General features: G+C 66.6%; 10 protein-coding genes. 2 read left to right on the forward strand and 8 right to left on the reverse strand.

Features of this window, described 5'->3' with window-relative positions; all coding sequences use genetic code 11:
- Window positions 1-86 precede the first annotated feature (86 nt).
- Window positions 87-3275, forward strand: coding sequence for an efflux RND transporter permease subunit (locus HBF26_RS16085; protein WP_167128751.1), 3189 nt, complete (start codon window positions 87-89; stop codon window positions 3273-3275).
- Between the two features lie 178 nt (window positions 3276-3453).
- Here HBF26_RS16085 and HBF26_RS16090 read toward each other — a convergent pair whose 3' ends face one another.
- The 3 genes from HBF26_RS16090 to HBF26_RS16100 all read right to left on the reverse strand — a co-directional run bounded on the left by HBF26_RS16090 (window position 3454) and on the right by HBF26_RS16100 (window position 7903).
- Window positions 3454-4029: a DUF2239 family protein gene (locus HBF26_RS16090; protein WP_167128754.1), complete on the reverse strand. Its 576-nt coding sequence runs from the start codon at window positions 4027-4029 to the stop codon at window positions 3454-3456.
- A 96-nt stretch (window positions 4030-4125) separates the two neighbouring features.
- Complete coding sequence (locus HBF26_RS16095) at window positions 4126-4902, reverse strand: dioxygenase family protein (RefSeq protein ID WP_167128757.1); 777 nt, start codon at window positions 4900-4902, stop codon at window positions 4126-4128.
- A gap of 37 nt (window positions 4903-4939) precedes the next feature.
- Complete coding sequence (locus HBF26_RS16100) at window positions 4940-7903, reverse strand: EAL domain-containing protein (RefSeq protein ID WP_167128759.1); 2964 nt, start codon at window positions 7901-7903, stop codon at window positions 4940-4942.
- Window positions 7904-8166: 263 nt separating this feature from the next.
- On the opposite strand from HBF26_RS16100, the gene HBF26_RS16105 reads away from it, so the two are divergent.
- Window positions 8167-8697 carry an acyloxyacyl hydrolase gene (locus HBF26_RS16105; protein ID WP_167128763.1) on the forward strand — a complete coding sequence of 177 codons (531 nt, stop codon included), beginning with the start codon at window positions 8167-8169 and terminating at the stop codon, window positions 8695-8697.
- Window positions 8698-8761: 64 nt separating this feature from the next.
- On the opposite strand, the gene HBF26_RS16110 is transcribed toward HBF26_RS16105, so the two are convergent.
- The 5 genes from HBF26_RS16110 to HBF26_RS16130 form a co-directional block, all read right to left on the reverse strand.
- Window positions 8762-10288, reverse strand: a complete 1527-nt coding sequence (locus HBF26_RS16110) for a DHA2 family efflux MFS transporter permease subunit (protein WP_167128766.1) — start codon at window positions 10286-10288, stop codon at window positions 8762-8764.
- A gap of 75 nt (window positions 10289-10363) precedes the next feature.
- Window positions 10364-11575: an HlyD family secretion protein gene (locus tag HBF26_RS16115; protein WP_167128769.1), complete on the reverse strand. Its 1212-nt coding sequence runs from the start codon at window positions 11573-11575 to the stop codon at window positions 10364-10366.
- 23 nt (window positions 11576-11598) lie between these two features.
- Window positions 11599-13059, reverse strand: a complete 1461-nt coding sequence (locus HBF26_RS16120; protein WP_167128772.1) for an efflux transporter outer membrane subunit — start codon at window positions 13057-13059, stop codon at window positions 11599-11601.
- Window positions 13060-13083: 24 nt separating this feature from the next.
- Window positions 13084-13539, reverse strand: a complete 456-nt coding sequence (locus tag HBF26_RS16125; RefSeq protein WP_167128775.1) for a MarR family winged helix-turn-helix transcriptional regulator — start codon at window positions 13537-13539, stop codon at window positions 13084-13086.
- A gap of 66 nt (window positions 13540-13605) precedes the next feature.
- Window positions 13606-13857 (reverse strand): hypothetical protein, encoded by a 252-nt coding sequence (locus HBF26_RS16130; protein ID WP_167128778.1) that lies wholly within the window; start codon window positions 13855-13857, stop codon window positions 13606-13608.
- Window positions 13858-13960 lie beyond the last annotated feature (103 nt).

Here is a 13960-nt window from a genome sequence, read left to right on the forward strand (position 1 = left end):
CCCCACTAAAGGCACACGCGACGAATCGGCCGGGACGTCATAAAGTTCGCGGGCGCGGGGAGTGGTCCCGCGACACAGGAAGTGCCGTGAACTTTTTTGCACCATTCATCCGCCGGCCGAAAGGCACCTCGCTGCTCGCGGCGGGCCTTACCCTGGCCGGCGCGCTGGCCTACATGCTGCTGGGCGTCGCCGCGCTGCCTTCGATCGAAGTGCCGGCCGTGTTCATCCAGACACAGATGCCGGGCGCCAGCGCCCAGACGATGGCCTCGACGGTTATCGCACCGCTCGAACGCCACCTGGGCCAGATCCCGGGCGTGGATCAGATGTACTCGAACAGCACCGAAGGTGCCGGCTTCGTGCGCCTGCGCTTCAACATGGACCGCTCCACCGACGCCGCCGCCCGCGACGTGCAGGCCGCGATCAACGCCGCGGCCGCCGACTTGCCGGCGGGCATGCCGTCGCCGCCGCAGTATTTCAAGTTCGACACGGGACAGATTCCCGTGCTGCTGGTCGCCTTCACGTCGAAGACCATGCCGCCGGACAAGCTCTACGACGTGGTGGACACCTTGATCCGCCCCGCCGTGTCGCAGATCGACGGCGTGTCGCGCGTGCAGGTGTTCGGCGGCACGCCGCACGCCGTGCGCATCGAACTGGACACCAACGCGCTTTCGTCGAAAGGCATCACCACCAATGACGTTTCCAACGCGTTGCAAGCCGCGAACGTGAATTCGCCGCAAGGCGTGCTGTCCGACGGCAAGACGCAGATGACGGTCGTCGCCAACGACGGTCTGCGCGACGCGTCAGATTTCGCCAACATTCTCATCGCCGTGCGCAACAACGTACCCGTGCGGCTGTCCGACATCGCCAAGGTTTACAGCGGCCAGCAGGACCAGTACCAGAAGGCGTGGTTCCAGGGCGAACGCTCCGTCACCATGCAGATCAGCAAGCGGCCGGAGGCCAACTCCATCGCCACGGCGGACGCCATCCGCGCCGCCCTGCCGCGTTTCCGCGCGCTGCTGCCCGCCGATGCCCAGGTCACGCCCATCTTCGACCTGACCCAGACCACGCAGTCGGCCCTGCACGAGGTGAAGGTCGCGCTCCTCATCAGTATCGTGATGGTGGTGCTGGTGATGATGGTGTTCCTGCGCCGTCTGGGCCCCACGATGATCGCCACGCTGAGCGTGCCACTCTCGCTCGCGGGTGCCTTCGTCATCATGTGGTCCCTCGGCTACACGCTGAACACGATGTCGTTGATGGCACTGGTGCTGTGCATCGGCTTCGTGGTGGACGACGCCATCGTCGTCATCGAGAACATCGTGCGCCACATGGAGAACGGCGCCAAGCCGATGGAGGCGGCCCTCGAGGGCGTGCGTGAGATCGGGTTCACGGTCATTTCCATCACCTTGTCGCTGGTGGCGGTGTTCGCCCCCCTCCTGTTCGGCAACAACATGATCACGAAGCTGCTGCGCGAGTTCTCGGTGACCCTCGCCGGCGCCGTGCTGATCTCCGCCGTGGTGTCGCTCACCCTCACCCCTGCGCTGTGCGCGCATTACCTCAAGCACGACGCTCCCGACCGCAAGCCGGGACGCTGGGAGCTTGCCCTGGAGCGTTTCGACCGTGGCTTCCTGCGTGTCTACCAGCGCGCCCTGGACTGGGCGCTGCGCCATCGCCGGCTGATGCGCTGGCAGCCGTTGATCCTGCTGGGCGCCACCATTCTGCTGGCCATTGCCGTGGTGAAGACCGCCGGCGGCAACTTCATGCCGGAAGAGGACACGGGCATGCTGCAGGCGCAGATCAGCGCCGATGCCAACATCTCGCCCGACGAGATGACCCGCCGCCTCAAGCGCGTCGGCGACATCATGCAGAACGACAGCACCGTGGCCGACGTGACCACCATCCTCGGCGGCGACAACGGCGGCGCCGTGGGCAACCAGGGCTTGATGTTCGTGGACCTCAAGCCGAAGGGCAACGGCCCCGGCCAGCGCAAGGAATCGATGAAGGAAATCATGGATCGCCTCGGCAAGGAGTACGGCAAGATCTCCGACGTTCAGGTGTTCATGAACCCCGTGCAGTTCCTGGGCGGCGGTGGCGGCAACAGCAATCGCGGGCAGTATTCGTTCCAGTTGATCAGCACCAGCGGCGAGGATCTGCAACCGTGGGTTCTGAAGCTCGTACGGCAGATGCGCACGATGAAGGAGTTCCGCGACGTCGGCAGCGATTTCGACATCGTGGGCAAGCAGCAGATGCTGAAGGTGGATCGCGAGGCCGCCGGGCGGTTGCACATCGGCATGGGTACCATCGACTCCGCCTTGTTCAACGCCTTCGGCCAGCGCCAGGTGTCGATCATCTATTCGGACATCAACCAGTATTGGGTGGTGCTGACCGCAGCCGCGGCGCAGACGCTCAGCCCCGAGGCACTCCTCAATACCTACGTGAAGAACGAGCTCGGCAAGATGATCCCGCTCTCGGCGGTGGCGAAGATCGCACCGGTGGCGGTGCCCAGTGCGGTGACGCATCAGAACCAGCTCGAGTCGGCCGACATCACCTACAACCTCGCGCCCAAGATCACCGCGGACAAGGGCAACGCGCTGGTGGAGCAGGCCGTGCATGCGATCGGCCTGCCGGGCGGGGTGCGCATGGACTTCACGGGTGCGAACCAGCGCCTGCGCGATGCGCAGTCGAACGGCATGGTGCTGCTGATCGGCGCGATCCTCGCCGTCTATATCGTGCTCGGCATCCTTTACGAAAGCCTTGGCCACCCGCTGACCATCATCTCCACGCTGCCTGCGGCGGGTGCCGGCGCCTTCCTCGCCATGCTGGTCACACAGACCCAGCTCACCTTGATGGCAATCATCTCGGTACTGCTGCTGATCGGTATCGTGAAGAAGAACGCGATCCTCATGGTGGACTTCGCCCTGGTGGCGCAGCGCGAACATGGCATGTCACCGGTGGAGGCGATCCGTCAGGCGGCGCTCGTGCGCTTCCGCCCGATCACGATGACCACGCTGGTCGCCATGGGCGCCGCGCTGCCGCTCGCGATCGGGTTTGGCGTTGGCTCGGAAATGCGTCGACCGCTCGGCATCGCCATCGTGGGCGGCCTGCTCGTATCGCAGTTGCTCACGCTGCTCAGCACACCGGCCATCTATCTGTGGAACCACGATCGCAAGGAACGCAAATACCGGCGCAAGCTGAAGCGCCGGTACAAGCGCTGGCTGAAGATCAGGAAGGAAAGGGAGCGCGGCGGGCTGCGGGGGCTTCGGCCGAGCGAGGCGTGAGCGTTCCCATGCAGGAGCGGGCCGCCATGGCGGTGAGACACGCTGGCGACAACGTCACATCGTGCCCTGTGGGAGCCGCTTCAGCGGCGATACGTGTCCGCGAGAGTGCCCGCTGCCGCGGGATCGCCGGCATAGCCGGCTCCCACAGAGAACTTTCGGGCCGGTTCGCGCAGCTCGGTTACCAGGCTGCGGCCGCCAGCGTGCACACGTAATCGCGAACGTCCGCTGGCCACGCCTCGAGCAGCGCCTCGAAGCGTTCGCGCTCGCCGCGATGGAAGGCGCGAGAGGCTTCTTCGTATCCGGGCAGGTTGCCGCCGAGCGCCAGCATGAGCCGATCGACTGCTTCGCTCGCCTGGCGCCGACGGTCTGCCGCCGCGTTCTGTCGGCTCGCGTCCTCCACCAGCCGCCGCAAGGCGACGGACGCGCCACCCGGCTGCGCGCCCAGCCATTCCCAGTGGCGGGGAAGGAGGGTGACCTCGCGGGCGACCACGCCAAGCCGGGGCCGGCCCGGGCCTCGCCGTGCGTCGGCTGCCGGGGCCACCGGCCCGGCTTCCTCCGCAGGCGCCAGCCGCGCCAGAACGTCGTCGAGCGTGCCGCGATAGTCGATGTCCACCGGCCGGCCGGTTTCGTCGTCGTAAACGAGGATCGAGGCGCCGGGATCGGCGTCGGCGTGTGTCTTGCCCTGCCGTGCAACGGCGGCGAGGGAACCGGAAGCGAGGCGGGAATGGCCGAGGAAGGCGGTATAGGTCGACATGTCTTATCGAAGTGCGGACGATGGGCGAATAATACCCGGGCTAAATCACGGGATCAATAGCCTCCGGGTAAAATTAGTCAGCACTCTCGCCCGCCGCTAGTTCACGCCCCAGGCGTACGAATCCATGGACAGCACGCCATACGTGATGCCGCCATCGATCGCCGCCGGCGTGTCGGTGCCCGCGGCGCCAAGCGCCACCAGCAACGGCAGGTAGTGCTCTTCCGTCGGATGCGCACGAATGGCGCTCGGCGCCACGTGACGGTAGTCGACGAGTGCTTCGACGTCGCCCGCCAGCACGGCTTGCCGGCTCCATGCCGCGAACGCCTTCGCGTACGCCGCGGAATCGCCGTCGCGGCGCACTTCGTGCAGGTTATGCGTGAGGCTGCCCGATCCGACGATGGCGATCCCACGGTCGCGCAGCGGCGCGAGCGTCCGTCCCAGCCTCAATGCCCCGGCCGTATCGAGATTGTGCGGCATCGACACCTGGATCACCGGGGTGTCGGCATCCGGGCGCAGGTAGCGCAGGGGCACCCAGGCACCATGGTCGTACCCCCGCTCCGGATCCACCATCGCGACCAGGCCGTCTTCCGCCAGCAGGGCGGCCGTTTCCGCTGCAAGGCTCGCGGATCCCGGTGCCGGGTAGGTCAGGTCGTAGAGCGCCGGCGGAAAGCCGCCGAAGTCATGGATGGTGGCCGGCCAGGCGGCGCCGGTGACGCGAATGCCGCAGGTCTGCCAGTGGGGCGAGACGACGACGATGCCGCTGGCGCTGGCAAGACGCTTGCCCAGGTCGGTGAGGCGGGAACCGAGCAGTCCGGGCTCCAGCGCGAAGGTGGGAGCACCGTGGGAGACGAAGATGGAGGGAGCGCGATACATGGGATCACCGGGGACGTGGCCTGTGTGCCACCTGCGATCAATGTATGAGCGCGGCGTCGCTCGATAAATCGTCCTGCGGTGAACGCATTGGCTCCCGGCGTGAACGCCGCAGCGCCTCCACCGGCACGGGATGCGAGAAAAGGTAGCCCTGCATGGCGTCGCAACCTTCGGCGAGCAGCCAGTCGCGCTGCCCCTCGGTCTCCACACCCTCCGCCACCACCTCCAGGTTGAGGCTGCGGCCGAGGAAGATGATCGAGCGGCAGATCGAGGTGTCCACGTCCTCCTGCAACAACGTGCCGATGAAGTGACGATCGATCTTGATCTTGTCCAACGGCAGACGCGACAGGTACGTGAGATTCGAATAGCCGGTGCCGAAGTCGTCCAGCGCAATGCTGACGCCCATGGCCTGCAGCTCGCGCAGCGTGCGTATGGCGCGCTCCGGTTCGTGCATGAACGCGCTTTCCGTCAGTTCCAGTTCCAGAGCGGACGCGCTTGCGCCGGTTTCCGCCAGGGCGTGTCGCACGTCGGCCACCAGGTCGGTATGCACCAGCTGCTGCGCCGATATGTTCACCGAAAGCCGGCAGCCGTGCCCGATGGTGTCGAGGACCATCCGCTGCTGCCTGCATGCCTCGCGCAGCACCCACTGGCCGATCTGGACGATCGCACCGGTTTCTTCCAGCAGTGGAATGAGGCGGTCGTTGCGGCAAAGGTCGCCCGGTGCCGAGGGCCAGCGCAGCAGGGCTTCCACGCCGATCGTCGTCGCGTCGGTGCCCGCGTGCTGGGTCTGCCACGCAAGCGCGAGTTCGTTGTCGAGATTCGCCCCGGAAAGGCGGGTGAGCACGGTAAGCCTGGCCATCGCCGTGGCGTGCATTTCCGCCGAGTAGCACTTCCACGTGTGCCGTCCGGAGCGCTTCGCGTCGTACATCGCCGTGTCGGCATTGCGGATCAACGTGTCCGCATCGGCGCCGTCGCGCGTCGCGAAGGCCACGCCGATGCTGCATTTCAGGCGCTGCGACGTGCCGGCCACTTCCAGCGGTTCCTCGATGGCGCGCTGGATGCGTGGCAGCACGTCGATCGCCTTCGCAGGCGATCCGCCGAAGGGCAGTACCGCCACAAACTCGTCGCCACCGAAGCGTCCTACCTGCCCCTCCCCGCCCACGGCGTCACCGAGCCGCAGGCTCAGGTCGCGCAGTACCTGGTCGCCGAGCGCATGTCCCAGCGCGTCGTTGATCACCTTGAAATGGTCGAGGTCGACGAACAGCACCATCAGTCCCGACCCGTCCAGCTCCCTCTGCGCCAGCATCGACTCCAGGTTTTCGCGCAACGCCCGCCGATTCGGAAGTCCGGTGAGTTCGTCGTGCGTGGCCTGGTGATTGAGGCGCTCCTCGTAGCGGCGTTGCTCCGTCACATCGCGAACGATGACCAACGTGCCGCGCCCGCGCGAGTCGCGATAGTCGGAGAGCGCCAGTTCCGCTTCGAAAGGCATGCCGTGTTCGGGTTCGATCCACGCCGCGATGCTGGTGCCTTCCGCGGCACCGCGGCGGGTGGCTTCCAATGCGTGGGCGTCGAGAAAATCGCCGGCTCGGCGTCCGACCAGTGTGTGTCCTTCCGCGCCCAGGCGGTCTTCCGCCAGGTGGTTGGCGTATTCGATGCGATCGTCCCGCACTACCACCAGGGGCAACGGCATCCGCGCCAGCAGCTGCCGATAGGCCGCCTCGCTCGCGGCAAGGTCGCGGTCGGTGTCCTGGAGGCGTTGACGTGTCTCGTGCAGCGCGGTGATCTCGCTGATCGTTCCGGCGAGGATCCGCTGGCCTTCCTCATTGGTGATTCGCGCCGCGCGCACCACCACCCGCACCTCGCGTCCGTCCGGACGGCACAGCCGATGCTCGCACTCGTAAGGCCCGTCCCCATGTTCGAACTTGGCCAGCCACGCCGCCATCGCATGCTGGTCCTCGGGGTGCACCAGCTTGTAATACGTGCCGTGCCGGCCGCCCATGCGGTCCGGGGGCAACCCCGTGATCTGGTGCACGTGGCCGGACCAGACGATGGTGCCTTCGACGAGATTCGCCTCCCACAGGCCAATATGACCCGTCCGCTGCACGTCGCCCAGGTGCCGCGCGCTTCGCGACAATGCATCCACCAGACTGAGCTGCCGCCGATAGGCGGCATCGAACAGGGCGGCGAAAACGTTCAGAAGGACGACGAGCGCCAGCGTCGCCAGGAACGAAGGGGTGGCCTGCCGCAACCACTCTGCCTTGGTGGCCGCGCTGTCGATGCTTACCTGCACCAGATAGGGATGGCGGGCGGACGCCAGCCACGCGTGGAAGCGTCCGCCCCCGCCATGGCTTCCAGACGTGCCCGCCGCCGGAGGCAAGGTCAACGACCCGGGGACGTCGTCGCGATTGCTCGCGAAAAGTCGGCCGTCGGTCGAGAACGCACCGATGGAAGCGCCCTGGCCCAGCATCGAGTGGCGCATCTCGTCGCGGAGTCTTTCCGCATCCACGACGGTGCCGAAGGCGGCCGGCTGCGGCACGCGGGAATCCACAAGGATACGAATGCCGCCAGGAACCTCACCCTGCGCGTCGGCCACGTGCACGCGGACCCTGGCGCCCAGCACCGTCCGGCGCGGAGCATCCACGCTGTCGCGCCAGTTCGCCAGCGGGATGCTGGTGGACGCGATGACGCCGCCGTCGGCATCGAGCGCAACGAGGCTGGAGAGTTCGGGATGGCGCGCCTGCACTTCACCCAGTCGGGCGTGCAACGCGCCCGAGTCGGCGCTGTCGACTTCGTTGCGCAGGGCGAGCAGTGGCCCCATCGTCGCGTCGATGTCCTGGTCGATCATGCGTATCGCGCCCGCTGCCGACGCGGCGAGCTGCCGACGCGTACCGTCCCGCATGCCCCGGTACACGTCGAATTGCAGGATCGCGACGATGCCCGCCACGCCCACGGACAAGACAATCGCCACCGTCCATGTGGCCAGCCGCGCGCGCCGGGCGCGCACCCTGGTCGCCACCTTGAACGTCGCCCTCTCCACCGGTCGCCGACCCCTGCTGCCCTTTGGCCCCGCCGCTCGTCGGCCGGCCTCCAGGGTCTTTAACGGCACCCGGCAGCACGCCTTGACCCCTTCGTCGACGGCAGGACGGGACAAGCTTCCGAAAGGTGCGGCGGAAAATAATTGTCACCGTGCCCTTTATTCACATTCGTTGGACACTATTTACCGAACGATTCAGTTCATTAACGTCCCATCACAAGGCCCCGTCCCCCATGCGCTCGTCCCGTCCCGTACTCGGCGCCCTCGCCGTCCTCGCCCTCGCCGCCAGCCTTCCCGCGGCCGCCCAGACGCACATCGAAGTGCAGGGCGGCCGCAGCTACATGAACAGCTATGGCACCAACGCCTTCTTCGCGGAGGCGGTGTTCTCGCCGCAGCCCATGGGGCAGAGCCGCTTCACCTGGTCGCCGGATGTTTCCATCGGCTACATCAAGGGACGCGACATCGGCCGCTATGCGGATTCACATCCGGGCGTGACGGACAATATCTGGGTGGGCGCCGCAGGTGCCCGTCTCCACTACGGCAGCGCGGGCGACTGGTACCAGCCGTTCTTCTTCAGCTTCCAGGTGGCCGGCACCGCCGGCGGACGTACCCAGGCACTGTCGAGTGGCTACGAATTCGTCAGCACCCTCGGCTGGCAGTACAAGAACGTGAGCTTCCAGGTCCGCCACATCTCCAACGGCAGCTTCAAGGAACCGAACCGCGGCGAGACCATGGCGCTGGTGGGTATCGGCTTCGATATCTGATGAACCGGGTGGAGTAAGAAAAAAAGCCGGCAATGCCGGCTTTTTTTGGTTCTGTGGGAGTGACTCAGTGCCCGGAAGCGGCTGGTCCCGCCTTCGCCGCGAACGGCGGCTTCGCCAGCCACACCACGAAGATCAATCCGACGAACACGTAGCCGAGCACGTGGAAGACCTCGTTGAAGGAGATCTGGTAACCCTGCTGCGTGATCATCTGGTTGACCGCGGCCGCTGCGTATTGCGGATCGCCTGGGCCTATCTGGTTGAGCGCCTGCTGCGCGGTGGGATTGAACGGCGTGATGTTCTCCGCCAGCCGCTCGTGGTGCACGATCGCCCGGTGGTCCCACATGAAGGTGGTGATCGACGCCGCGAAGCTGCCCCCGAGCGTACGCAGGAAGGTGGCGAGGCCGGAGCCCGCCGCGATCTCGCGCGGTTGCAGGTCAGATAGAAGAATCGTCAGCACCGGCATGAAGAACAGCGCCACGCCCAGGCCCTGGATGAGCTGCACCATCGCCACGCTGTAGAAGTCGATGTCGAGGAAGAAGTCCGAACGCATGAAGCACGTGGCACCCATGACGATGAACGCACCCGAGGCCAGCAGGCGCAAGTCGAACTTGTGCGCGTAGCGGCCGACGAACGGCGTGAGGATCACCGGCAGGATACCCAGCGGAGCGGCCGCGAAACCCGCCCATGTGGAGGTGTACCCCACGTTGCGTTGCAGCCACTGCGGCACGAGCAGGCCGATGGCGAAGAACGCCGCATAGGCCAGCACCAGGCATAGCGTGCCCATCGCGAAGTTACGGTGCCGGAAAAGCTTCAGGTTCACGATCGGGTCCTTGTCCGTCAGTTCCCAGATCAGGAACACGGCAAGACCGATGGCCGCGATGATCGCGGTGACGATGATGAATGTGGACGAGAACCAGTCCTCGTCGTTGCCCTTGTCGAGCACCACCTGCAACGCGCCCACGCCGATGATCAGCGTGATGAGGCCCACGTAGTCGACCTTCGGCTTCTCCGTGACTTCCGGGCGCCCCTTCATCTGGTTCGCCACCACGAAGCTGGCGAAGATGCCGATCGGCACGTTGATGAAGAAGATCCACGGCCACGCGTAGTTATCGGTGATCCAGCCACCGAGGATCGGTCCGGCGATCGGCGCCACCACGGTGACCATCGCCAGCAGCGCCAGCGCCATGCCGCGTTTGGCGGGTGGATAGATGGAGATCAGCAGGCTCTGGGTGATGGGGTACATCGGACCGGCCACCGCACCCTGGATGGCGCGGAACAGGATGAGCATGCTCATGCTCTGCGCGATACCGCACAGGAACGAGGCGAGGGAGAAAAGCAGCGTGGCCCATACGAACAGCTTCGTTTCGCCGAAGCGGCGAGTGAGGAAGCCCGTGAGTGGCAGCGCGATGGCGTTGCTCACCGCGAACGAGGTGATGACCCACGTGCTCTGGTTGGAACTGACGCCAAGGTTGCCCGCGATGGTGGGCAGCGAGACGTTCGCGATCGTGGTGTCCAGCACCTGCATGAAGGTCGCGAGCGAGAGGCCGACCGTGGACAGCGCCAGGTTCGGCGGTCGAAATTCGGTGCTCATGGAAAAACCTGATCGTTGGAGGACGGAGCGGAGGCGAGCGACGGGCGCGGCATGGGCCGCGCCCGCGCATCGCGCTTACTTCGGCGCCTTTTCCTGCTCGCCTGCACCCGACGATGCGTTGTCGTGGATCACGCGAGCGATCTCTTCGTCGACGCCCGCGAGGCGGTTGTCGTACACGTCGGTGGCGAATTCCGGCTTGGTGGGCGGCTGCTGCGCGAGCAGCGGGCCGCCCTGGTCGTGCAGCGACACCGTCACCTTGGTCGAGAGGCCGATGCGCAGCGGCTTCTCGTCGAGCTGCTTCGGGTCGGTGAAGACCACACGCACCGGCACGCGCTGGACGATCTTGATCCAGTTGCCCGTGGCGTTCTGCGCAGGCAGGAGAGAGAACGCGCTGCCGCTGCCCACGCCGAGGCTGCGGATCCTGGCCTTGTACACCATGTCGCTGCCGTAGACGTCGGCGGTGACGTCCACCGGCTGGCCGATGCGCATGTGGGTGAGCTGCGTTTCCTTGAAGTTGGCGTCGATCCAGACTTCATGCAGCGGCACCACGGCCATCAGGGCGGCGCCCGGCTGCACGCGCTGGCCGAGCTGCACGCTGCGCTTGGCGACGTAACCATCCACGGGCGCCAGGATCTCCGTGCGCGCCTTGTCGAGGTAGGCGGAGCGCAGCTTGGCGGCTGCGGCGCGCACGTCGGGATGCGAAGCGACCACGGTGTCGTCCACCAGCACCTTGCTGGTGCTGTACGCCTGCTTCGCGGAAGCCAGGCTGCTTTCCGCCGAAGTGAGCGTGTCGAGCGCGTGCGACAGTTCTTCCGCCGAGATCGCGCCGGACTTCGCCAGGTCGCGGCGGCGGTTGTAATCCGCGCGGGCGCGGTCCACGGCCGTCTGGCGCACGGCCACGTCGGCCTGCGCGGAACTCACGTTGTTATAGAGGCCACGCACGCGACGCACGGTGTTGGCCAGTTCGGCGCGCGCGCTCAGGATGGCGATCTGCGCATCGCTGTCGTCGAGCCTCACGAGCACGTCGCCCTTGTGCACCAGGTCGCCGTCGTCCGCCGTGATCGAAAGCACGGTGGCCGCGATCTGCGGCGTGATCTGCACCACGTTGCCGTTGACGTAGGCGTCGTCGGTGTCCTCGTACCAGCGGCCGTCCACGAAATACCAGACGGTCCAGCCGATGCCGGCAAGGATGAGAACGAGGACCAGAAGCTTGAGGAAGAAGCCGCGACGGCTCTTCGGTGGCGGCGCCACGACGGCGCCGGCGGGGGCGGTGGTTTCTTGGGACATCGTAAGTGCCTCGGGACGTTTTCTTAGTTGTTTGCCGGCGTGGCGGCGGCGACCGGCTGGTCGCCTGCCTCGGGGCGGAAACCGCCGCCGAGCGCCTGGATGAGTTGGACGGACGTGTCGACCTGCTGTGCGCGCAGCGCGGCTATGCGCTGCTCGGCCTGAAGCAGTTGCTGGCGCACCACCAGCGACTCCAGGTAACTGCCGACACCGGCCTTGTAGCGCTGCTGCGACAGGTCGTAAGCCTGCTGCGCGGCGTCCCTGGCGCGCTGCTGCGCCGCGACCTGTGTCGCGAGCGAGTCCAGGCCGGACAGATCGTCGGCCACCTCGTTGAGCGCGCCGACCAGGATCTTGTTGTACTGGGCCACGGCCAGATCGTATTCGGCGTCCTTGCCGGCGAGGTTGGCGCGCAGACGGCCGCCATCGAAGATCGGCAGGCTGAACGCCGGCAGCACCTGCCAGAAGCGGGCGCGCGAGGCGAACAGGTTCTCGCTGCCGCCGGCGACCTGCGCGGCGAGCACGCCGAGGCTCACGTTGGGCAGGAACTCCGCCTTCGCGGAAGCGATGTCCTTGGACGCCGCTTCCACGCGCCAGCGCGCGGCGACCAGATCGGCGCGATGGCCGAGCAGGTCCGCCGGCAGGTTGGCGGGCACGGCCACGGCGGACGGCGCCAGCGCCGCGGGTCGCGCGATGTCGAGGCCGCGATCGGGGCCCTTGCCCAGAAGAACGCTCAACGAACTCCGCGCGCTGTCGATGGCACGCTGCGCCACCGCCATCTCACGCTCCGCCGAGGCCACTTCGGTGTCGGCCTGCTTCACCTGGATCTGGTTGTCCACACCGGCGGCCACGCGTTGGCGGGTCAGTTCGCGCGAGGCGGTGCTGCGGTCCAGCTCTGCCTTCGCGACGTCCAGTTGGGTGAATGCGTAGCCCAGTTGCACGTAGGCACGGGCCACGTTGGTGGACAATTCGATGCGCGCGGCGCGCGCGTCGATCTCACTGGCCCGCTGCGAGCCGACGGCTGCTTCCCACGCGGCCCGCTTGCCGCCCCAGAGATCGAGGTCCCAGCTGAAATTGCCGTAGCCGTACTTCGTCCAGCTGAAGTGGTTGCCGAGCGGGGCGGGGAACAGCGTGCCGGGAAGGTGCGCACCGGCCACGCCACCGCCCACGGCCAGCGTGGGATCGCGTGCCGCGTCGGCCGCGCCGCTCTGCGCCTGCGCCTGGCGCACGCGTGCGTCGGCGGCGGCGAGATCCGGGTTGTCCTTCAAGGCCTCCTCGATCAGCGAGGACAGCTGGCTGTCGCCCAGTCCCGTCCACCAGTCGGACGACGGCCAGTTGGCAGGCGAGACCTGGGCCTTGGCCAGACTGCGTTCGGCGTGAAGGTTGGCGGGGTCGGCGAGCCGGCCCTGCGGCTCCAGTCCGCGGCTGGTGACACAGCCGGAAAGGATCAACGCGGCCCCGACGGCCGCCACAAGAGTGTGCAGACGCATGAGTTTTTTGCCTCGACAGTAAGGTCAGTCTTTTTCGCGGAGCGCGGTGAGCACGCGTTCCAGGTAGTCGTGCAGCCGTTCGCGCTCTTCGGCGGACAGGGTCCGCTGCGCACGCTCCAGCGTGGCGACGTTGCTTTCGTGCAGGTGCCGCCACAGGGCTTCGCCCGCCTCGGTCAGTTCGATACGCAGGGCACGGCGGTCCTGTTCGTGCGGCTGGCGGCGCAGGTATCCCTTCGTTTCGAGCTGGTCGAGCTGGCGGGTCATCGCGCCGCCATCGAGATCGACGGCCCTGGCGAGTTCCGAGGCGGACATCGGGCCCAGCATCGCCAGGCGCTTCAGCATGTGGAACTGGGTGAACTTGAGATCCGCCCCTTGCGCGGCGAGGTCGGACTCGATGGCCCGGACGATCTCGCCGCGGACCATGCCGATCAGGGCACCGAGGCTGTCGCGGCCGTCACTGGGACATATGTGCGTGTTCATGACGCATATTCTATTGCCAACAGTATAGTTGTCAAGGCAAATATGCGCGGGGCATATATTTACAAGTCAGGAACCCGTGTCCTCGTCCGCGAGAAGGGCCGCCAGGGCGGGATCGCGCACGGCGAAAAGGTCGAACACGCCGAGGGCCCGCAAGGTCGGCAACTGCGCCAGAAGGCGCGGTTCGAGGGTGCGGACCTGCTCTTCCGGGGTTCCCGGGTCCAGCATCGCGTGGGCGCAGGCGACGAAGGTGACCAGGGCGTCACCGGCCTGCTGGCCGCCGTCGAGGTCGTTGTAGTCGTTCGTGACGAGACGGATCATGGGGAATCTCCGGCGTCGGGGTCCGTTAGCGGCGAGGGACTGCCACGGTCAGGACATTTGTTTGGGAGTGCAAAACATTTGTTTGGGAGTGCAAATGTTAGCC

The organism is Luteibacter jiangsuensis (genome assembly GCF_011742555.1).
In the GTDB taxonomy this organism is placed as follows: domain Bacteria; phylum Pseudomonadota; class Gammaproteobacteria; order Xanthomonadales; family Rhodanobacteraceae; genus Luteibacter; species Luteibacter jiangsuensis.

Coding starts and splice junctions, on each gene's coding strand:
- HBF26_RS16090 (WP_167128754.1), bottom strand. CDS start 4,029: ATGTCGACCTATACCGCCTTCCTCGGCCATTCCCGCCTCGCTTCCGGT.
- HBF26_RS16095 (WP_167128757.1), bottom strand. CDS start 4,902: ATGTATCGCGCTCCCTCCATCTTCGTCTCCCACGGTGCTCCCACCTTC.
- HBF26_RS16105 (WP_167128763.1), top strand. CDS start 8,167: ATGCGCTCGTCCCGTCCCGTACTCGGCGCCCTCGCCGTCCTCGCCCTC.
- HBF26_RS16110 (WP_167128766.1), bottom strand. CDS start 10,288: ATGAGCACCGAATTTCGACCGCCGAACCTGGCGCTGTCCACGGTCGGC.
- HBF26_RS16115 (WP_167128769.1), bottom strand. CDS start 11,575: ATGTCCCAAGAAACCACCGCCCCCGCCGGCGCCGTCGTGGCGCCGCCA.
- HBF26_RS16120 (WP_167128772.1), bottom strand. CDS start 13,059: ATGCGTCTGCACACTCTTGTGGCGGCCGTCGGGGCCGCGTTGATCCTT.
- HBF26_RS16125 (WP_167128775.1), bottom strand. CDS start 13,539: ATGAACACGCACATATGTCCCAGTGACGGCCGCGACAGCCTCGGTGCC.
- HBF26_RS16130 (WP_167128778.1), bottom strand. CDS start 13,857: ATGATCCGTCTCGTCACGAACGACTACAACGACCTCGACGGCGGCCAG.